Annotated in this window: 20 protein-coding genes; 4 read left to right on the plus strand and 16 right to left on the minus strand. The window is 33.5% G+C overall.

The window, feature by feature from the left end:
* Positions 1 to 392: 392 nt before the first annotated feature.
* A complete protein-coding gene (gene guaB / locus HLK68_RS04285; RefSeq protein WP_006784953.1) occupies positions 393 to 1871 on the plus strand; it encodes an IMP dehydrogenase in 1479 nt (492 codons plus the stop codon).
* A gap of 246 nt (positions 1872 to 2117) precedes the next feature.
* On the opposite strand, the gene HLK68_RS04290 is transcribed toward guaB, so the two are convergent.
* From HLK68_RS04290 to HLK68_RS04345, 12 genes are all read right to left on the minus strand, one after another.
* Positions 2118 to 2657 carry a stage V sporulation T C-terminal domain-containing protein gene (locus tag HLK68_RS04290; RefSeq protein WP_006784952.1) on the minus strand — a complete coding sequence of 180 codons (540 nt, stop codon included), beginning with the start codon at positions 2655 to 2657 and terminating at the stop codon, positions 2118 to 2120.
* A 58-nt stretch (positions 2658 to 2715) separates the two neighbouring features.
* Positions 2716 to 6246, minus strand: a complete 3531-nt coding sequence (gene mfd, locus HLK68_RS04295) for a transcription-repair coupling factor (RefSeq protein WP_006784951.1) — start codon at positions 6244 to 6246, stop codon at positions 2716 to 2718.
* Positions 6247 to 6278: 32 nt separating this feature from the next.
* Positions 6279 to 6839: an aminoacyl-tRNA hydrolase gene (gene pth / locus HLK68_RS04300; protein WP_006784950.1), complete on the minus strand. Its 561-nt coding sequence runs from the start codon at positions 6837 to 6839 to the stop codon at positions 6279 to 6281.
* 218 nt (positions 6840 to 7057) lie between these two features.
* A complete protein-coding gene (locus HLK68_RS04305; RefSeq protein WP_006784949.1) occupies positions 7058 to 8032 on the minus strand; it encodes a ribose-phosphate diphosphokinase in 975 nt (324 codons plus the stop codon).
* Positions 8033 to 8148: 116 nt separating this feature from the next.
* Positions 8149 to 9519 (minus strand): bifunctional UDP-N-acetylglucosamine diphosphorylase/glucosamine-1-phosphate N-acetyltransferase GlmU, encoded by a 1371-nt coding sequence (glmU, locus tag HLK68_RS04310; RefSeq protein WP_006784948.1) that lies wholly within the window; start codon positions 9517 to 9519, stop codon positions 8149 to 8151.
* A gap of 233 nt (positions 9520 to 9752) precedes the next feature.
* Positions 9753 to 10007, minus strand: coding sequence for a septation regulator SpoVG (gene spoVG, locus HLK68_RS04315; protein WP_006784947.1), 255 nt, complete (start codon positions 10005 to 10007; stop codon positions 9753 to 9755).
* Positions 10008 to 10261: 254 nt separating this feature from the next.
* Positions 10262 to 11116 (minus strand): 4-(cytidine 5'-diphospho)-2-C-methyl-D-erythritol kinase, encoded by an 855-nt coding sequence (gene ispE / locus HLK68_RS04320; RefSeq protein WP_006784946.1) that lies wholly within the window; start codon positions 11114 to 11116, stop codon positions 10262 to 10264.
* 97 nt (positions 11117 to 11213) lie between these two features.
* Positions 11214 to 11453 carry a Veg family protein gene (locus tag HLK68_RS04325; protein ID WP_370454856.1) on the minus strand — a complete coding sequence of 80 codons (240 nt, stop codon included), beginning with the start codon at positions 11451 to 11453 and terminating at the stop codon, positions 11214 to 11216.
* Between the two features lie 106 nt (positions 11454 to 11559).
* A complete protein-coding gene (yabG, locus tag HLK68_RS04330; RefSeq protein ID WP_006784944.1) occupies positions 11560 to 12372 on the minus strand; it encodes a sporulation peptidase YabG in 813 nt (270 codons plus the stop codon).
* 108 nt (positions 12373 to 12480) lie between these two features.
* Positions 12481 to 13356, minus strand: a complete 876-nt coding sequence (gene rsmA / locus HLK68_RS04335) for a 16S rRNA (adenine(1518)-N(6)/adenine(1519)-N(6))-dimethyltransferase RsmA (protein ID WP_006784943.1) — start codon at positions 13354 to 13356, stop codon at positions 12481 to 12483.
* Positions 13357 to 13371: 15 nt separating this feature from the next.
* Positions 13372 to 13914, minus strand: coding sequence for a ribonuclease M5 (rnmV, locus tag HLK68_RS04340; protein WP_006784942.1), 543 nt, complete (start codon positions 13912 to 13914; stop codon positions 13372 to 13374).
* A gap of 16 nt (positions 13915 to 13930) precedes the next feature.
* Positions 13931 to 15247, minus strand: coding sequence for an HD domain-containing protein (locus HLK68_RS04345; protein ID WP_006784941.1), 1317 nt, complete (start codon positions 15245 to 15247; stop codon positions 13931 to 13933).
* Positions 15248 to 15467: 220 nt separating this feature from the next.
* Here HLK68_RS04345 and HLK68_RS04350 point away from each other — a divergent pair, with 220 nt between their 5' ends.
* Positions 15468 to 15794, plus strand: coding sequence for a hypothetical protein (locus tag HLK68_RS04350; protein ID WP_040764009.1), 327 nt, complete (start codon positions 15468 to 15470; stop codon positions 15792 to 15794).
* A gap of 79 nt (positions 15795 to 15873) precedes the next feature.
* Here HLK68_RS04350 and HLK68_RS04355 read toward each other — a convergent pair whose 3' ends face one another.
* Positions 15874 to 16125 carry a DUF1450 domain-containing protein gene (locus HLK68_RS04355; protein WP_006784939.1) on the minus strand — a complete coding sequence of 84 codons (252 nt, stop codon included), beginning with the start codon at positions 16123 to 16125 and terminating at the stop codon, positions 15874 to 15876.
* Between the two features lie 256 nt (positions 16126 to 16381).
* Positions 16382 to 17347 carry a phosphate acetyltransferase gene (pta, locus tag HLK68_RS04360; protein ID WP_006784938.1) on the minus strand — a complete coding sequence of 322 codons (966 nt, stop codon included), beginning with the start codon at positions 17345 to 17347 and terminating at the stop codon, positions 16382 to 16384.
* A gap of 152 nt (positions 17348 to 17499) precedes the next feature.
* Here pta and HLK68_RS04365 point away from each other — a divergent pair, with 152 nt between their 5' ends.
* On the plus strand, positions 17500 to 17922 hold the full coding sequence (locus tag HLK68_RS04365; RefSeq protein ID WP_006784937.1) for a cell wall hydrolase: 423 nt from the start codon (positions 17500 to 17502) through the stop codon (positions 17920 to 17922).
* 26 nt (positions 17923 to 17948) lie between these two features.
* Entirely contained in the window at positions 17949 to 18575 is a 627-nt protein-coding gene (gene gerQ / locus HLK68_RS04370; RefSeq protein ID WP_132942740.1) for a spore coat protein GerQ, read from the plus strand.
* Between the two features lie 48 nt (positions 18576 to 18623).
* On the opposite strand, the gene HLK68_RS04375 is transcribed toward gerQ, so the two are convergent.
* On the minus strand, positions 18624 to 19289 hold the full coding sequence (locus HLK68_RS04375; protein WP_006784935.1) for a uracil-DNA glycosylase: 666 nt from the start codon (positions 19287 to 19289) through the stop codon (positions 18624 to 18626).
* Positions 19290 to 19372: 83 nt separating this feature from the next.
* On the minus strand, positions 19373 to 20143 hold the full coding sequence (locus tag HLK68_RS04380; RefSeq protein WP_132942741.1) for an energy-coupling factor transporter transmembrane component T family protein: 771 nt from the start codon (positions 20141 to 20143) through the stop codon (positions 19373 to 19375).
* Between the last annotated feature and the right edge of the window lie 8 nt (positions 20144 to 20151).

Below are 20151 nucleotides of genomic sequence, written 5' to 3' on the forward strand. Positions count from 1 at the left end.
TAATTGTAGGCATACGATTGGTGTAAATTGATTCATCTGTTTTGTCATTTGAATTCGCTCCATTTTCTCCAACCCCCTACAAATTCTACAACTTATTTACAATTGCATTATAAACTAATAAAAAATAAATATCAATATCGTTTAGCAAATTTTTCATATGAAAACGAAATAAACATTTTTCATTTTTAGATCCCCTTTAATAGGTTATTATCGTTAACCAAATTGAAGAACACTTTTTGAATCATTTTTTATAAAACTATTAATTTTGAAAAATTATTTTCTATTGCACAGTGTTTGAGTATATGCTATCATGTTTACAACTAAAAAACGGGCTATTCATTAAATAGCTCTTTGAGGACATGAACATGATTATAACATAAGGAGGCCCCACCATGAGCACATTAAATGGTAAAGTAGTATATCAAGGATTAACATTCGATGATGTTTTATTAATCCCTCAGCGTAGTGAAGTATTACCTAAAGACGTTTCTTTAAAAACAAAACTAACACGTGAAATCGAGTTAAATATCCCAATTATTTCTTCAGCAATGGATACAGTAACTGAATCACGTTTAGCAATTGCTCTTGCTCACCAAGGTGGAGTTGGATTTATCCATAAAAATATGTCAATTGAAGAACAAGCAGAAGAAGTTCGTCGCGTTAAATTATATCAAAATGGAATGATTTCAGATCCTGTAACATTATCTGCTGACATTACAATCGCCGAAGCTAATGAAAAGTGTAAACATTATAAAGTTTCTGGATTCCCAGTTGTTAATGAGAATGGAATCTTAACTGGTATTATTACTAATCGTGATATGAAATACCGTGAAGACCAAACAGTTAAAGTATCAGAAGTTATGACAGGACGCGATGCTTTAATTACTGCTCCAGTTGGTACAACACTTGATGAAGCTAAACAAATATTAATGCAACATCGTATCGAAAAATTACCAATCATTAACGATGCGGGTATCTTATGCGGATTAGTAACCATCAAAGATATTGATAAAACAATGTCTTACCCAAATAGTTGTAAAGATTCTCAAGGACGTTTACGTTGTGGTGCCGCTGTTGGGGTTGGAGCTGATACATTAGATCGCGTAGCTGCTTTAGTTGATGCGGGTGTAGATGTTATTACAGTGGACTCTGCTCATGGTCATTCAGTTGGTGTTATTGAAACAGTGCGTAAAATCAAGGAAACTTATCCACAGTTACAAGTAATCGGTGGAAATATCGTAACTCCAGAAGCCGCAAAAGATTTAATTGATGCGGGTGCTGATGCCGTTAAAGTTGGTATTGGACCTGGTTCTATCTGTACAACTCGCGTTGTTGCTGGAGTTGGTGTTCCTCAAATTACAGCTGTTAACGAAGTATACGAATACTGTAAAACAGTTGGTGTTCCGGTTATCGCTGATGGTGGTTTAAAATTAAGTGGTGACTTTGTAAAAGCTATTGCAGCAGGAGCTGACTGTGCAATGTTTGGTGGTTTATTCGCAGGATGTGAAGAAGCACCAGGTGAAGAGATTTTATATAACGGTCGTCGTTATAAAACATATGTAGGAATGGGCTCTTTAGCTGCTATGAAACGCGGTTCAAGTGATCGTTACTTCCAAGGCGGAAAACAACAAGAGGCTAAAAAATTAGTTCCAGAAGGAATTGAAGCTCGCGTTCCATTCAAGGGAAAACTTGAAGATGTCGTTTACCAATTATGTGGTGGATTACGTGCCGGAATGGGATATTGCGGAACAGCAACGATTGAAGATTTAAAAACAAATGGTAAATTTGTTCGTATTACAGGAGCAGGATTACGTGAATCTCATCCACACGATGTTGAAATTACTCAAGAAGCTCCAAACTATCAAAAATAACATAAAAAAAGAGAACCTTCAAAAAAGATGGTTCTCTTTTTTTATGAATCTTGTATTCTTCAATTGTGGATAAGTTTTACACAGAAAATTCATTATATGTTCCTTCGCCAGGATAGCATTAAAATTTTTCCAAGTAAGAAAATCTTATCTCAAATTAAGTTTTTTTGTCTGACATCAATTGAAATTGAAAAGTTATTAGTATAAAAAAAGGAACTTATCCATGATTGTGGATAAGTCCCTAACCTATTAACCTTCTAGGTATTTACCTAAGAATGCTGTAGCAATTTTAACGCTATTGATGTCTAGTTCATTAACTAATTCGTCTTCTTCAGTTCCAACTAAGATAACAGCTCCTAAGCTATCTCCATTAGAAATGATTGGAATCATAACAAATGAACGTTCAGTTGTTTCACCATCAACGATTTCTAATACTTCTTTACCTTCAGCAATTTTAGAAGTACGATTTTCAATCATATCACTTAATGGACGGCTAACACGACGATTTAAGTATTGTTTTTTGATGTCCCCTGCAGCCGCAATAATATCTTCACGATCTACAATTAAAATACCTTTTTTAGTTGATGCTTGCATAGCATCTGCATATTGTTGTGCAAAAGCTGAAATATCAGCAATTGGAGAGTATTTTTTTAATACTACTTCACCTGATTGATTAACGAAAATTTCTAATGAATCCCCTTCGCGAATACGCATAGTTCTACGGATTTCTTTTGGGATTACGACACGACCTAAGTCGTCAATACGACGAACAACTCCTGTTGCTTTCATCTTTCTCAAAACCTCACTTTCAAATTATCTAACATTAGTTTTTATTTTTTTTAATAAATTATACCTTTTTTACATCTTTTTTGAATCTTTCGAAATTTGTAAATAGTTGCAAAGCGTATTCAAACCATTGAAGTCTTTTTACAGCTGGTAAATCAAAAATAATATTTATTTTATTCTCTTTATACGCTAAACGAATCATAGAACCAATTTGATGAACAGCCTCAAATAATTTCTGTCCATCAATATCTTGTGTAATTTCTTCCTTTAATATGAATTCTATCGTATTTTTAGTCGATTTTGTTTTCACAAGATAAGGTTCAGTTAAATTTTTTAAAAACGTTAAATCAATTAAATATTTCACATCATCTGGGAAATCACCAAAGCGATCAATTAACTCATCGATGATGTCATCATATTCAGTTTGGGTTTTAATATTTTTAATTTTTTGATAAATCTCAATCTTAGTTGATTCATCACTAATGTAAAAGTCTGGTATGTAAGCGTCAACTTTCGTTGGAAAGTCAAATTCTAATTTTGGCATTTCAAAAGAAGCGACTTCAAAGTTGCTACCTTCTCTTGCGTGCACAACTGCTTCACTTAACAATTGAGTGTATAAATCTAACCCAACTGTATCAATGAATCCATATTGTTGTGCTCCTAGCATATCTCCAGCACCTCGTATTGCTAAATCTCGCATTGCAATTTTAAATCCTGAACCAAGTTCAGTAAATTCCTTAATGGTTTGTAACCTTTTTTCAGCATTTTCTGTTAATACTTTATTCTTTGGATACATGCAATAGGCATATGCAATACGATCGCTTCGGCCCACTCGTCCTCGTAACTGATAAAGTTGCGATAACCCCAGTCGATAAGAGTCTGATATGATCAGAGTATTAGCATTTGGTATATCAATCCCTGTTTCGATAATTGTTGTACAGACTAGAACGTTGAATTTTTTATCCTCAAAATCAGCCATCGTTTGTTCGAGTTGCTCTTTACTCATTTGGCCATGAGCATATTCAACAATTGCATCCGGAACTAATTTTTTAATTCGTGCCGCACGCTTTTCTATATCTGAAACCCTGTTATATAAATAAAAAACTTGTCCATCCCTAGCTAATTCACGTTCGATTGCATCACGAATCACCCCATCATGTTCTTCAAGTACATAAGTTTGCACTGGATAGCGATTCATTGGTGGGGTTTCAATAAGCGATAAACTTCTAATTCCAATCATCGACATTTGTAATGTCCTTGGAATCGGCGTTGCAGTAAGCGTTAAGACGTCAACTTCAGTTTTAAACTCTTTGATTTTCTCTTTATGTTCAACTCCAAATCGTTGTTCCTCATCAATAATTAAAAGACCTAAATCTTTGAATTTTACATCTTTCGATAATAATCGATGAGTTCCGACAACGATATCTATTTTACCACTTTTTATATTTGTTAGCAATTCTTGTTGTTCTTTTAGTGAGACATAGCGGTTTAATAGACCAATTTTAACCGGAAACTCCTTAAATCTAGAAACAAATGACTCATAGTGTTGTTTTGTTAAAATAGTAGTTGGTGCTAAATACGCAACTTGTTTCCCATCCATAACGGCTTTAAATGCAGCACGCATAGCTACCTCAGTTTTTCCATATCCAACATCTCCAATTAATAATCTATCCATTGGATGAGGTTGCTCCATATCTTCTTTAATTTCAGTAACAGCCTTTAATTGATCTTCTGTTTCAACATAAGGAAATGCATTTTCAAATGCATGTTGTTCGATAGTATCTTTTGAAAAAGCATATCCTGGTAAATGCTCACGTTGGGCATAAATTTTAATCAATTTGTCTGCAATATCTTTTACTGTTTTCTTAACTTTAGCTTTCGTTTTTTCCCATTCAGATGTTCCCAGTTTATTAATCTTTGGTTTTGCTCCTTCAGAACCAACATATTTTTGAACCATCTGAATTTTATCGATAGGAACGTATAATTTATCATCTCCACGATAAGCAATCATTAAGAAATCTTTTCTAGCTCCATTACTTTCAAGCGTCTCGATTCCAATATATTGTCCGATTCCGTGTTGAACATGAACCACATAATCACCGATTTTAAGTTCATTAAAATCTTTAATTTTCTTGCCTTCTTTAAATGAACTTTTATAAGTTGGTTGCTTTTTACGCTTAGTATTAATTTCATAATCGGTATAAACGACAATATTAGAGTCAATCAATTCAAATCCAAGAGGAAGAGGCTCATAAATAATATGAATCGATCCTTCCCTAACCTCATCAGGCTGAGTTGGAATAGCAACCATAATTCCTGATTCCTCTAGATAATTAGCCAATTTATTACGACTCTCTACACTTGATACCGCAATAAACACAGTACTCTTATTCTCTTTTAATCGTTTACACTCTTTAGCAAAAAACTCCAACTGTCCATGAAACTCTGAAACACTCTTTGTTAAAATCTTGACTGTATCCGTCAATTTAACATCTTGTAATTGGCTTGTATGCTCAAGTAGATATAACTGTGTTGAAGCTTCAATTTCTGTAATCGGGCGATATAAATTTAAATCAACAACTGTTTTACCATTAATAATTGCGCCTTCTTGCCAAGAAAGTGCATCTTCATTCATATGATTTTGGTTCTCAATAATGCGGTTATAATCAATATAAATCACCAATGGATTCGTAAAATACGACAATAAGGTATCTGGATTTTCATAAAGTAATGAAATGTATTTGTGCATGATTTCGAGATTATTATGATTTTTAATATTCTCAATATCATTAAATACCTTCTCACGCAATTGATCTTGCGTCTCAATATCTAATAATTTTAATGTTTTACTTAAACGAGATTTAATCTGTGCTTCAAATACCTCTACTTGTTTATCTGAGTATACCAATTCATATGTTGGCGGAATCGAAATTTTTTGAATTTGATGAATTGAACGCTGTGTTTCAGTTGAAAAATAACGAATAGAATCCACTTCATCATCAAAGAATTCAATACGAATTGGATTTTCCTCAGTCATCGGGAAAATATCTATGATTCCGCCACGAACACTGAACTCTCCCATCCTCTCAACAGCACGTACTGAATTATAACCAAGCTCAACTAATTTACGCTTTAATTTATCTAATTCATATTCATGACCACACTCTAGAATAATTTCTGCTTGTTCAAATATTGATTTTGGCGTTAAAAAGCGCGTGGCTCCCGCTACATGGGTAATCACAATCTTCACTTCATTCTCAAGAATAGAAGCTAACGTATTCATACGTTCTATTCTAAGTTCAGAACTTGAAGCTAACATCTCGGCTGTAATAAATTCATCCATAGGAAAAAGACGGACTGAACCCTCGTCCATCAAATTTGATAACTGATCATATAATCGTTGAGCATGATATAAATTTTGCATTAAAATAACAACAGGACGTTGTTGTTTTTCATAAATCATTTGTAACAACGGACCATAAAATGATGATGTTACACCACTTAATAAAATATTTCTTTGTTCCCCTTCAAGTGTCTTCATCAGCGAATCTAATTCGTTTGACTTTAACAAGTAATCATTCATAACATTCATTTTTAACACCCACTTTCCCATCAATAACACTATTACTTACTGTATTCAGTCATTACCTTATTAAATGAATCAGTTAATGCTAATGTACAAGCCCCAACTGCTAAATCGATTGCTTGATTCACAAGAGCTAACTCATCTTCAGTAAATTTGCCAAGCACGTAATCTACAACAGGAATTTTAGGATGGCGATCGATTCCTACACGAATACGTTTAAACTCCTGAGTTTTAACGTGAGCAATTAACGATTTAATTCCGTTATGACCACCTGCACTACCTTTTAAACGTAAGCGGATTTTTCCATGGGGTAAATCTAAATCATCATAAATAACCACTAAATCTTCGATATCAATATCATAAAAATCCATGACGGCACGTACCGATTCTCCAGATAAGTTCATAAAAGTCGTTGGTTTTAATAAAATAACCTTTTCACCTTTTACAACTCCTCGTCCAATCTGACCTTTGAATTTTTTCTCATCAGTTAACTCAATATTCCACTCTTTACTTAATGCATCAATTACCATAAAACCAGCATTATGACGCGTTCTTTCGTATTTTGAACCCGGATTTCCGAGACCTACAAACAATTTCATTTTCTTCACCTCTAAAGTTTAAATAACATATCTATTTTACAGTAATCGCATATGATTTACCAATATTTCTTCCTAGTATTTCAATCACTTTCAATATATTACAATTATTTCAAATAAAACATCAAAGCTTCCTATAGTTTGAACCTTTATAAGAAAAATATATCTTTTTTCAAAAATAAAAAAGACAGTGCTCACACACTGTCTTTTTTACTTTAATACTAGAAATTGTATAAATCACGGTTATAAACGAATAAGTCTGATACCGGCTCATCGTTTAAGATATGTAAAATACCTTCGGCTAATAATTCACCCACTGATAATTGAGTGATTTTAGGACTTTGTTTTTCTTTTGGCAGATTAATAGTATTTGTCGTCACTAATTCTTTGATAGCTGAGTTTTCAATACGCTCAACAGCTGGCCCTGACAGAATTGGGTGTGTACATGCTGCGTAAACAGATAACGCTCCACGTTCTTTTAAAGCATTTGCTGCAATTTGGATTGTTCCAGCAGTATCGATCATGTCATCAATGATGATAGCATGTTTTCCATCTACTTCACCAATTAAGCCCATTACTTCCGCTACGTTTGGTTTTGGACGACGTTTATCAATGATAGCGATTGGTGCATTTAAATATTCAGCTAATGTACGAGCACGAGTTGCTCCACCATGGTCTGGTGATACAACTACAATATCTTCTAATTTTTTATCAATAAAATACTTCGCAATGATTGGCATTGCACGGAAATCATCAATTGGGATATCGAAGAATCCTTGAATTTGAGTTGCATGTAAGTCCATCGTCATAACGCGAGTTGCACCAGCTGCCTCAATTAAGTTAGCAACTAATTTTGCTGTAATTGGTTGACGAGCTTTAGCTTTACGGTCTTGTCGTGAATATCCGTAATAAGGCATGATAACGTTGATAGTTTTTGCTGACGCACGTTTTAACGCATCAATCATTACTAAAAGTTCCATTAAATTCTCGTTAACAGGCGCATGTGTTGGCTGAACAACAAAACAATGATGCCCACGAACAGTTTCATTAATATTGACTTGAACCTCTCCATCAGCGAAGCGATTTGAAGTACAGTCTGATAATGGAACACCGATGCGGTCTGCAATTTCTTGTGCTAACTCACGATTAGCATTCAAACTAAAAATTTTAAACTTCTTACGATTAATTTCTGCCATGATGATTTAACCTCCTAGAATAAACACACTTCAGACAGTATTTTACACAATTTATCGTTTTTTTTCAATTATTTCGACGGATGTTTCATGCCTTATTGGTAAAAAAACGAAATTTATTACAGTTTCTGACGAATTTTGTTAGCGTAACCTTCTTTTGTTACTTGTTTTGGACGAGCAATTGCAAATCCATCTGCAGGTACATCCTGATTAATTGTTGATCCAGCTGCTAAATAAGCATTTGGTTCAATCGTAACAGGTGCTACTAAGTTTACGTTACATCCAACCATTGTATTTGCACCAATCACTGTTTTATGTTTGTTTTTACCATCATAGTTTACAGTAATTGATCCGCAACCCATATTGACATTCTCACCAAGTTCTGCATCACCAATATAACTTAAGTGTGCCGATTTTGCTCCATCTTTAAACACAGATTTCTTAATTTCTACGAAATTACCGATACGTGCTTGATTACCAATCTCAGCATGCATACGAATGTGAGCAAATGGTCCTACTGTTGTATGATCACCGATAACAGAATCTGAAATAACAGAAGCATTCACAGTTGTATTTTCCCCAATTTTTGAATTAATAATTTGTGAATTTGCACCGATTACTGTATTAGCACCAATTACTGTATTTCCAGAGATAATTGTTCCTGGATAAATCACAACATCTTGTCCAATCACAACATCAGTGCCAATATAAGTCGCTTCTGGATCAATAATTGAAACACCGTTACGCATATGTTGTTCATTGATTCGTTTACGAAGTACTTTTTCTGCATACGCTAATTGAACACGATCATTTACACCTAACGTTTCTTCAAAATCTTCATTTACATAAGCAACAACTTTTAATCCCATGTCACGAATAATTCCAACTAAATCCGTTAAATAATACTCACCTTGAGAGTTATTATTTGTAATTTTAGTTAAAGCTTCAAATAATACTTTATTATCATAACAGCAAACACCAGTATTAATTTCTTGAACTAATAACTCCTCTGCATTTGCATCTTTTTGCTCAACAATTCGTAAAACATTTCCTGCTTCATCACGAATAATACGTCCATATCCTGTTGGATCTTCAGCTTTAGCAGTTAAAATAGTAATAGCTGCTTCTTGTTGTTGATGATAATCAAATAAGTTAGCAATCGTTTGTTCCGTTAACAATGGAACGTCCCCATACGTTACAATTGTTACACCTTCTAATCCTTCTAGTTGATCTTTTGTCATCATTACAGCATGACCTGTTCCTAATTGTTCAGTTTGCATCGCATACTCAACACGATCTTTTAATTCAGCACGTACTGAATCTGCTTCATAACCAATAACGGTAACAATTTTTTCAACACCAATTTTTTGTAAATTAGTAACTGCATGATCGACCATTGATTTTCCTAATACAGGATGTAAAACTTTATGTAAACTCGACTTCATACGCGTCCCTTTTCCTGCTGCTAAAACAACCGCATATTTATTCATAAAATGATCCCTCCAATGATTTATTTTCAATACTCCTAGTATAACATATTTCGTGTTTTGTGCGTGTTTTAATTTATATCCAACTGACGACAAAAGCCCATAAATCTATGTTAAGATTTATGGGCTTTTTGATGCTTTTTCGTGAAGTTTAATTATATAAATATTCATCAATAATAAATTATTGAGTAGTATCTTGCTTAATAAAACTCCCCTAATTTTCACTTATACAGAAATTATTCTGTAGCTTCATAAGCTTTAATAACGAATTGCTCTAATTCTTGACGTGTTTCGTGGTTGATTGGATGTGCAATATCCTTAAATTCCCCCGTTGATGTTTTACGACTTGGCATCGCCACAAACAAGTGTTCATCCCCTTGGATCACTCGTAAATCATGAATGACGAAACAATCGTCTAAAGTAATTGATGCGATAGCTTTCATTCTGTTGTCTGTTTCTACTTTGCGAATTCTTACATCCGTAATATTCATTTCTCTCATCCTCCTAATCGTCATTACTTTCTCCGAGATAACTATACCATGTATTGTAAGCACTTTTATGTTCTTTTTGTGTTCTACGTCATTTTTTACAGTTTTATACAATTTAATGGCATCGTTCATCAAAATCCATATCTTTTGCCTACAAATACCCTTTTATTGTAACATTAAACATCTTAAAAAACGTGTCCTTAACGAAAAAAAGACATTTTATTTTACATAAAATGTCTTTTTTTGAATTTTTATCACTATCCAATTAATCTAACAGCATGAACCTCATGTTCACGGAAACATCCATTAATACTATTTATAATACGTCTTAATTTATATTCTTTACGCACTAATGCAAACACTGTTGGTCCACTTCCACTCATTAAAACAGCATCAGCCCCAAATTGAACCAATTTATTCTTAATTTCCGCAACAACTGGATAACGTTCAAATGTTACAGATTCCAATGAGTTTCCAAGTCTTGTGCAAATTCCTTGATAATCTTTTTCATTGATGCACTCTAACATTCCCTCAATATCTAAATGCTCAACATTTTTAGCATCTAATGCTTCATAAACTTCTTTTGTTGAAACCCCAATACGTGGTTTAATTAAAATAACCCAACATTTTGGTGGTGATGGAATTTGTTGAATTTTTTCTCCACGTCCTGTCGCTAAAGCTGTTCCGCCGTACACACAAAATGGCACATCAGATCCAAGTTTTGCCCCAAGTTCTGCTAACTCATCAATTGTACAATCTACTTGCCACAATTCTTTTAATGCTTTTAAGGTTGCCGCAGCATTGCTACTACCACCCGCTAATCCCGCAGCAACAGGAATACGTTTTTTAATATAGATTTCAACCCCTTTATCTATATTAAAATGTTCTTTAAATAACTTTGCTGCTTGATAAGCTAAATTCTTTTCATTTAAAGGCATTGTGAATTCATTTGATTTGATTTTGATTTCATTTTTTTCAAGGGGAGTGACTGTAATATAGTCGGCTAAATCAACAGTTGTCATAACCATCTCAACTTCATGATAGTTATCTTCACGTTTATAAAGCGTATCTAGTGCTAAGTTAATTTTTGCTGGAGCTTTAATTGTCACCATAGCCATTCCTCCAATCGTTATGACTTTATTTTATCACAGGAATTTATTTTATTATACAAAAAAAGTAGTAAACTATGTTGACTACTTTTTTTTAATATTAATTAAATTTTAATTCTACCGATCCAGTTAAAATATCAATATAGCTATAAGAAACACGATCAACCGAATCGCGGTCATTATCTAAATCAATTACAAAAATAGAAGGATACGTACTTGATAAAACACCTGTGTGTTCAATCACACGGTTACGACTTTCATAGGCAGTTAATTTAACTTCCTTACCTACTTGTTCACTTAACTCTTGACGAATATTCACTATATTATTAGCCAAAAACATCACGCCCTTTCCATTATAAAGCATACCATAAAAAGAAAATTTTTTCAATATTATTATGCGCTAAAGACTTGAAATTATGTATTAAGAATGATAAAATAAAATATTTTTAAACTTTTCTAATCCCATAGCGGAGAGTACCTTTAGTTTGCAAGCCCCCGATACCTGCTATTTTAGCAATTGTTTTTTCAATTGCCTCTCTTAAATCCACTTCTTCTTCATAAGGAGTTAACGCTACTGTTGATGCAATAATAGCAGGGTCTAACGCATGAATATTAATTCGCTTTGGTGAAGAAGCAAAATTTGCTCCTGAGCCGATTAATGCTTCAAAATGTGATTGACAAGCTCCTGCAATAACGATTAGATAATCCAAAGAAGGTTCAATTTCACGTAAAGCATTAACTGTTTCAACAAAGTATTTCGAACTACGATAAGAATTCAAGTCTTCCTCATGTTCTTTATCTTCTAACGCATCATGGCCTGTTATCACAACGATATTAGGTCTTAATTTTTTAACAAGTTCGGGAACTCGAACTCCCATTTCTTTTTCCGGTATTGCAAAGGCTTGGGCATAAACTTTTGCATATTTATATAATTTTATACTTTTTTGTAAATATTCTTCATCTCCATCAATGTGTAAGATACGACCACTGATATAAAAATCCCCATTATCATAGCTCCGCATTTGACTCATAACAGGGGGTAAAATCGTCCGGTATTGATCAAATTCTATTTGTTCAGCACGTTGATACTCTTCTCGCGAAATAATCTCTAAATCACTAATAGGAGCATCAGCAGTTAGTCGAAAGAAAATTCCCTTCAAATAGGCTATATCTCCATGAATTTCTTCAATCCTAAACATGGTATCTGAATTATAAGAACGTCTTCCCACAATGTCTCCAACTTTCACCACGTCACTCATATCATCACCTCACATTATTATATGTCTAAGTCATGATTTGGGTACAAAAACCTAATCTTTATAAAGAAAATGAGCATCAAACCTAAAAATGGTCTGATGCTCATTTTTTTATAGTGAGTGAATGTGTTTATAAAATACGTTTGATAAATGTCCGAACTCTTCAATCGTTAAAGTTTCACCACGGCGGCTAGGTACAATTCCCGCCTCTTCTAATAACTTAGTCACATCTTCCTTCGCTAAGTCATTAAAGTGTTGATTTAAGTTATTTTGAATTGTTTTACGACGTTGTTTAAATGCTGCATGAACAATTTCTAAGAAGAAATCTTCATTTTCAACGGCTACCGCTGGTTGCTCACGCTTTGTTAATTTAACAACTGAGCTATCTACATTTGGTGCTGGAATGAAGACTGTTTTCGGTACATTTAAAGCAATTTTAGCTTCCGTATAATATTGAACAGCAATTGATAAAGCATTGTAATCTTTTGAACCAGGATTCGCTGATAAACGCTCTGCTACTTCCTTTTGCATCATTGTAACATACCAATCAATCGGTAATTTCTTTTCAATTAAGCCCATTAAAATTGGTGTTGTAATATAGTATGGTAAATTTGCTACAACGGCAATATGTTTAACGTCTTTAAATTCTTCTTCAATCATTGACGCAACATCTGCCTTTAAAATATCTTGGTGAATGACTTTAACGTTATCATAAGGGGCCAATGTTTCTGCTAAGATGGGAATTAATCGTGGGTCAATTTCATAAGCCACTACTTTTTTCGCTTTACGCGCAATAAATTCTGTCAAGGCTCCGATACCAGGACCAATTTCGATAACCCCAACCTCATCATTTAAATCGGCTGCATTCACAATTTTATTTAAAATATTGGTATCTGTTAAAAAGTTTTGTCCAAAGCTTTTTTTAAAGGTAAAACCGTGTTTTTCAATAATTTCTTTTGTATTAGACTTTGTTGCAATATCTCTCATAATTTAATACTCCTCTTACTTTTTAGATAACGCTTCAATGACTTGTTCCTTCGAAATACCAAACATCATTAAACGTTTTTGCAGTTGTTTCCCATTAACATATCCAATCCCTAAAACATCACTTAGGTGCTCACGAAGAGATGAACTATTAGCATGTCCAATGAGTTGATTTTCAATTAAAAACTGCATTTCAATTTCCTCTACAATTGTTTTACTTGCAGTTAATAAATTTTCAAGCGCTGCTTTGATTGCCTCATTAGAGGCGTGTTCTACTCCAACACCACTTCCATTTTTAGCGATTGCATCTTGTTTTTTTAAATAAGCATGTTTACATTCAGGAACAACCTCAGTGACTGCCTGTCTAATTTTATTTCCTGGAAAATCAGGATCAGTAAAAACGATAACTCCTCGCGTCTCATTTAAAATTTTAATGCGTTCTAAAGTAGGTTTATCAATCGCTGAGCCATTTGTCTCAATTGTCTCTATATCGGGAAAAATCTCTTTTAATCGACGTGTATCGTCGCGCCCTTCTACTACAATTACTTCTTTAAATAACATATTTTAGCCTCTACTTCTATCTCTGTCTACCTTCATCTCGAACATTTTCATATAATAATTCAAGAATTTTAATCTTTGCATCACAGTTCTCACACTTTTCGATTAAATCTAATGGAAAATAGATTTTATGTTCTTGTTTTGCTTTAACTGCAATAATTCCTTTAATAATCGTTGATACCTCTGAAATTTCTTGAATTGAACCATCACGCATCAGTAATTCAATGCAATCTGGTAAACAATTTGTTTTGTGTCCATAATAATCATAAGGCGTCTTCATACTATGGTCAGTTAGTAAATAATAATTTGGGTCAATTCCTAATTCAATCATATAATTTTTTATATTTTCTAATTTATCGTGCGATTGCTCACTTGGAATATAGTGAACTTCCTTAAATAATCGACGACTCATAAAACGATCGGCGAAATCACGTAAAATAGCATCATCTTCTTCAGTAAATTGTGCAGCATAATACTGAATAGTTGAATCATCAAATTTTAAATACGTTTCAATCGATGGTTCTGCTTGTAAAAATAGATTTCTCAAATCATCAATTGGTTTTTTAAATTCATAATCTGATTCAATTAATTCTCGAACACGACGAAGCATATTTTGAATAATTAAATCAAAACTACGCCCTGTTGAATGTAAATAGACTTGCCAATACATTTGATAACGACTCATTAAATAATCTTCAATCGCATGCATTCCTGAAACTTTATAGACAATTTTATTATTAATCACTCGCATTGTTCTTAAAATACGATCAACATCAATCTCTCCATAAGGTGCTCCAGTAAAATAAGCATCTCTTAATAAATAATCTAAACGGTCTGCATCAAGTTGACTAGAAATGATATTGATAACGAGTGGATTTGGATAAGTCTTATTAATAACATCTCTAACTTTTTTCGCAAATCCAGGCTGATAATTTTCAAGAACTGCATTAACTTCCGTATTTTCCATAATAATACGCTCAGTAAACACCTCATGTCGAACTTCAAACACTGATTCAAAAGAATGCGAAAAAGGTCCATGTCCTAAATCATGCAGTAGAGCAGCAGACAAAATTAATAAACGTTCTTCTTCATCTAGCTCAATTTCACGATGAAATAAAGCACGAATCATTTGTCTTGCCATTTCATAAACACCTAGAGAGTGTGAAAAACGACTATGTTCTGCAGTATGGAAAACCATATACGTTCCACCTAATTGTTTAATGCGGCGTAAGCGTTGAACCTCTTTTGTTTGAATTAAATCCCAGATTAACTTATCATAAACATGAACATATCCATATACAGGGTCTCTAAAAACCTTCTCTTCTAACATTTTCATTGCACTATCACCATCTATATTAAATTAAATACTTTTTTCATTTTAATCAATGTAAATAAACTCATTTCTTACATTATTAGTATACCACATAATATAGCGACTTAAAGCCAGACAACAAAAGCTTTGACAATAATTAAGATAAATACAAGGCTTTTACAGGTTTCGACATTCAAATATGATATAATCATCTCTGATAACGCTTTTATCAGGATGTGATTTCATGTGTATAAAGACCTACAATCAACTGATGCAGAGGCAAGAATCTTTTTTAAGAAAACATTATTTATTTGAAATGCTCATTTTTGAAATTTATAATACGCTACAATCTTTTTCTCCTAGTTCATTAAATACAGTAGAACTCTTTTCTGAACTATCCCCCTTTTTAAAGGCGCGCATCTCATTTATAATGCATTCTCAGACAGACGCTTCCGATTTATTTAAAACTCATGAAGAAATCATAAAATATGTTGCCGATCTTTTAGCAGACAAAATATTTTCAATTCATGTTAAAAATGGAGGCTATTATTATGAACAGGTAGAAAAATAAACTTTCTATCCTAATCATGACCACAGCTTTTCTAATTCAAACAAAAAAGACGATAAATAATCATTTATCGTCTTTTTTGTTATTTTCCTAAAAATTCTTTAACTTTTGCAATTAATTCATCTTCATTCGTAGCTAAAATCGGTTTATTATTAACAAATACAAACGCTCGATCACGACCTGGGCCACAATATGATTGACATCCAGTATAGATCTTTGCTTTTGGGTCAATTGCTTTTAACCGTGGTAATAATGTATTTACATTTGTTGCCTTACATTTATCGCAAATGCGGAACTCATTTGGTTCTGCAAATAAATCATCTAAATTAAACATATTGCTACACCTTCCTTTTCCTCTCATGCTTCAAGTGTATCTCTATAGAGTTTATAAAAAAATAAAGATTGTGTCAACTATAACACTAATTCAACAGACATGAAGAAACCTCCTATTCATAATATAGGAGGTCTTATTATTTATATATAGAAATTTTCAGTCCTAGGTCTCTATCCTCGAAAAGTCACCTTTCTCTAATAAAGAAAGTAAGAATTTATCCAGTATGAAAAACTTATCTGGACCTATATATTAAATATTATAATAAAGTTTGGTTAGCTGTAATGATTGCAGTGCTGTACACATCTTCTGGTGAACATCCACGTGATAAATCATTTACTGGTTTATTTAATCCAGCTAAGATTGGCCCTACTGCTTCAAATCCACCTAAACGTTGCGCAATTTTGTATCCAATATTTCCAGCATTTAAATCAGGGAATACGAATACGTTAGCATGCCCTGCAACTTTTGAATCTTTAACTTTTGTAGCAGCTACTGATGGAACGAAGGCGGCATCAAATTGTAATTCTCCATCATAGTCAAAATCAAGTTCCATACCATTTAAAATTTCCATTGCATCTGTTACTTTTTTAGTTTCTTCTGTTTTTGCAGAACCTTTTGTTGAGAAGCTTAATAATGCTACTTTCGGCTCCATATCAAACATACGTGCAACACGTGCAGACTCGATTGCAAATTCAGCTAAATCGCTGCTTGATGGATTTGGATTGATTGCGCAATCACCAAAGATATAACGCTCATCTCCACGTAACATTGCGAAGTATCCAAATGTTTTTGAAATTCCTGGTTTAGTTTTGATAATTTGTAATGCAGGGCGAACTGTATCTCCTGTTGAATGAATTGCTCCTGATACTAATCCTGCTGCTAATCCCATATGAACTAACATTGTTCCAAAATAGTTTACATTTAATACTAATTCACGAGCTTGTTCTTCAGTTACTTTTCCTTTACGAACTGCTACTAATTCAGCAACCATTTCATCTAATTTGTCATAATGTTTTGGATCGATAATTTCGCATCCTTCTAATGAATATGTTCCTGCTGCTGCTTGAACTTCTTCAGCTGAACCAATTAAAATTGGTTTTAACATGTTTTCGCGTGCTAATAAGCTTGCTGCTTGAACAACGCGTGGTTCATTACCTTCAGGGAATACGATACGAATATTTTTCCCGATAATTTGATTCTTTAAACTTGTCATGATATCCATCGAATTTACCACCTTTAATATATGTTCTATATGTCTACTTTCATTTTACTCCTTTTGCTAAAAAAATAAAAGGTTAATACCTTTTATTTTTTTTATTTTTTTTATCATTTTTTGGCAACCGATACCATATGATTTACAGAGAGGTGATGGTCATGGCGGTTATTAAAGCTACACAAAAAGATGTGGAACTACTCGCTAGACTCATGCGTGCCGAAGCTGAGAGTGACGGAAATATGGGAATGCTATGCGTTGGAAACGTTGGCGTTAACCGTGTTCTTGCAGATTGTCTCGACTTCAAAGACATTAATTCGGTTGAACAAATGATATTTCAATCACCTGGTGGATTTGAAGCAACACAATATGGTTACTTTTATCAACGCGCACGTGAAAATGAAATTCAACTCGCTCGTCGAGTGATTAATGGAGAACGGTTCGAACCTGCAAGTACAGCACTTTGGTTCTACAACCCTTTCCAAGAGGATTGTCCTATTAAATTCTGGGGACAATGGAATTCTGGTCGATATGGAGAGCACTGCTTCTATATTCCACTAGAATCTGAAAATTGTTACGATTAAGGCAGTAATCTGAAAGGAGAGACATTATGAGTTATTATTATTCTTACCCTTATGGTCCAGTTCCAAATCCAATGGATTCTTATTGGCGATATCAATCTGTAACACCTGGAGGTACAAATCAAAATACGATTCCTCCATATCCTGCAGGAGCACCTATTACTCCACAAACACCAGATGAACCAAACCAAGTCCCACAACCTCCTCTTTACAATCCAGCAATCGTGCCATTTGGAAACACTTTAGCAAGAGGGATTAACTCTTATATTGAAAATATTTTACGATTAAATCGTGGAAAAATGGCAACTGTTTATATGACTTTCCAAGCTGGACAAACGGCAATGAACAAAAGCTTCACAGGGGTAGTTGAAGCAGCCGGAAAAGATCACATTATTTTAAGTGATCCAAACACAGGACATCGATATATTTTATTAATGGTATACGTAGACTATATCGAATTCCCTGAAGAAATCAACTACTACTATCCAATCGATAATACACTCAATATTGTCGATCCTGATTTATTAGAAAAATATCCAGACCTTGCGGCCGTTTACAATTATGTAAAACAACAACAAGAACAACAATTCCAACAATTAAAACAGCAACAGCAGCAACAACAAATGACTCAAGGTGATTTAACTCAACAATACTAATTAAAAACAGCACAAATAGTCTAATTAAGAACTATTTGTGCTGTTTTTTTATCTTAATGTCCAATCAATAGGCTTTAAGCCTTGAGAAATCAAAAATTCATTTGTACGTGAAAATGGATGACTACCAAAAAAACCACGGTAAGCTGATAAAGGAGAGGGATGTGCTGATTCAATCACAAAGTGACGTGATTGATCAATTAACTTCGCTTTATTTCTTGCATGTTTTCCCCATAAAATAAATACAATTGGAGTTTGCTTTTTATTTAACTCTTTTAAAACTTGATCTGTAAAAGTTTCCCACCCCATGCCAACGTGTGACATTGGTTCTCCCTCTTTTACCGTTAACGTTGTATTTAGCAATAGTACTCCTTGCTTTGCCCATTGACTTAAATCTCCACTCTGTGGATAAATGCATCCGATATCGTCCACTAGTTCAGTAAAAATATTTCGAAGTGATGGTGGGAATGCTGTCCCTTTTTCAACTGAAAAACTCAATCCATTTGCTTGATGGGGTCCATGATAAGGATCCTGACCTAAAATGACCACCTTCACTTCTGAATAAGGCGTTAAATTAAAAGCGGAAAAAACTTTTTCACGAGGAGGATAAACAGTCGTTGTTTCATAAGCCTCTTTCAATTGTGAAAATAATTGTTTCATATACGGCAGTTCAAATTCTTTAGATAACACTAACTGCCAATCATTATGTAGAATCATCTGGCTTCACCTCATTACTTAATCTTTTAAAATTTATATCATTTACTATAAAAATAAAGGAACCTATTACAAGGTTCCGCTATTTAAACAAGAACTATACCGGCTAATACGATACAAGTCAAACTAACCATCACTGTATCTTTATTCTTCCACGTTAATTGATAAATAGAAGTTCGGTGCTCACCCACAATATAACCTCGGCAATCCATGACGTCCATCATCATCGTTAAACGTTTAATAGTATTAGCAATTGCCGGAATAATGATAGACATGAGTTTATTTAGTTTTTCCATAAATGGTAGTTCACTAAAATCTAACCCACGTGATTGTTGAGCACTATAAATAACTTTGACTTCATCTAAAATCATTGGAATTAAACGAATGGCTAGACTAGTCATAAATGCAAATTTTTCAGCTGCAACACTATTAAATAATCGTCTTGCACCTGCAACTAATTCATTTGGCGCTGTTGTAAAAGTCAATAAAGCACCCATTAATACAAATAATATCATTTTACTACTATAGAAAAGACCTTGAATAAATCCATCTGAAAAAATTTTAATAAAACCAAACTCAAATAACAGACGATTACCTTCTGTTAAGGTGAAAAAGATAATAAAGAATAGATACATGTACTTTAAAAACATCGCCTGTTTTAAATAAAATTTGAGTGGAATATTACTCATTAATAAAAAGCAGATCATAAATAAAAAACCAATTAACAATTGAGTCCACGATGAAATCATAATAATCATTAATACATTTAAAAACATAATGATGATTTTAGCTCGTGGATCAAGATTATGATAACTCGATGATGTAGGGATATATCGCCCAAGCCATAATTTTTTCATCTATCTCT

The sequence above is a fragment of the Turicibacter sanguinis genome, from assembly GCF_013046825.1.
Classification (GTDB): Bacteria; Bacillota_I; Bacilli_A; order MOL361; family Turicibacteraceae; genus Turicibacter; species Turicibacter sanguinis.

Coding starts and splice junctions, on each gene's coding strand:
- guaB (WP_006784953.1), top strand. CDS start 393: ATGAGCACATTAAATGGTAAAGTAGTATATCAAGGATTAACATTCGAT.
- HLK68_RS04290 (WP_006784952.1), bottom strand. CDS start 2,657: ATGAAAGCAACAGGAGTTGTTCGTCGTATTGACGACTTAGGTCGTGTC.
- mfd (WP_006784951.1), bottom strand. CDS start 6,246: ATGAATGTTATGAATGATTACTTGTTAAAGTCAAACGAATTAGATTCG.
- pth (WP_006784950.1), bottom strand. CDS start 6,839: ATGAAATTGTTTGTAGGTCTCGGAAATCCGGGTTCAAAATACGAAAGA.
- HLK68_RS04305 (WP_006784949.1), bottom strand. CDS start 8,032: ATGGCAGAAATTAATCGTAAGAAGTTTAAAATTTTTAGTTTGAATGCT.
- glmU (WP_006784948.1), bottom strand. CDS start 9,519: ATGAATAAATATGCGGTTGTTTTAGCAGCAGGAAAAGGGACGCGTATG.
- spoVG (WP_006784947.1), bottom strand. CDS start 10,007: ATGAATATTACGGATGTAAGAATTCGCAAAGTAGAAACAGACAACAGA.
- ispE (WP_006784946.1), bottom strand. CDS start 11,116: ATGGTGACAATTAAAGCTCCAGCAAAAATTAACTTAGCACTAGATACG.
- HLK68_RS04325 (WP_370454856.1), bottom strand. CDS start 11,453: ATGTTTTTGGCTAATAATATAGTGAATATTCGTCAAGAGTTAAGTGAA.
- yabG (WP_006784944.1), bottom strand. CDS start 12,372: ATGAGTGACGTGGTGAAAGTTGGAGACATTGTGGGAAGACGTTCTTAT.
- rsmA (WP_006784943.1), bottom strand. CDS start 13,356: ATGAGAGATATTGCAACAAAGTCTAATACAAAAGAAATTATTGAAAAA.
- rnmV (WP_006784942.1), bottom strand. CDS start 13,914: ATGTTATTTAAAGAAGTAATTGTAGTAGAAGGGCGCGACGATACACGT.
- HLK68_RS04345 (WP_006784941.1), bottom strand. CDS start 15,247: ATGAAAATGTTAGAAGAGAAGGTTTTTAGAGACCCTGTATATGGATAT.
- HLK68_RS04350 (WP_040764009.1), top strand. CDS start 15,468: ATGTGTATAAAGACCTACAATCAACTGATGCAGAGGCAAGAATCTTTT.
- HLK68_RS04355 (WP_006784939.1), bottom strand. CDS start 16,125: ATGTTTAATTTAGATGATTTATTTGCAGAACCAAATGAGTTCCGCATT.
- pta (WP_006784938.1), bottom strand. CDS start 17,347: ATGGATATCATGACAAGTTTAAAGAATCAAATTATCGGGAAAAATATT.
- HLK68_RS04365 (WP_006784937.1), top strand. CDS start 17,500: ATGGCGGTTATTAAAGCTACACAAAAAGATGTGGAACTACTCGCTAGA.
- gerQ (WP_132942740.1), top strand. CDS start 17,949: ATGAGTTATTATTATTCTTACCCTTATGGTCCAGTTCCAAATCCAATG.
- HLK68_RS04375 (WP_006784935.1), bottom strand. CDS start 19,289: ATGATTCTACATAATGATTGGCAGTTAGTGTTATCTAAAGAATTTGAA.
- HLK68_RS04380 (WP_132942741.1), bottom strand. CDS start 20,143: ATGAAAAAATTATGGCTTGGGCGATATATCCCTACATCATCGAGTTAT.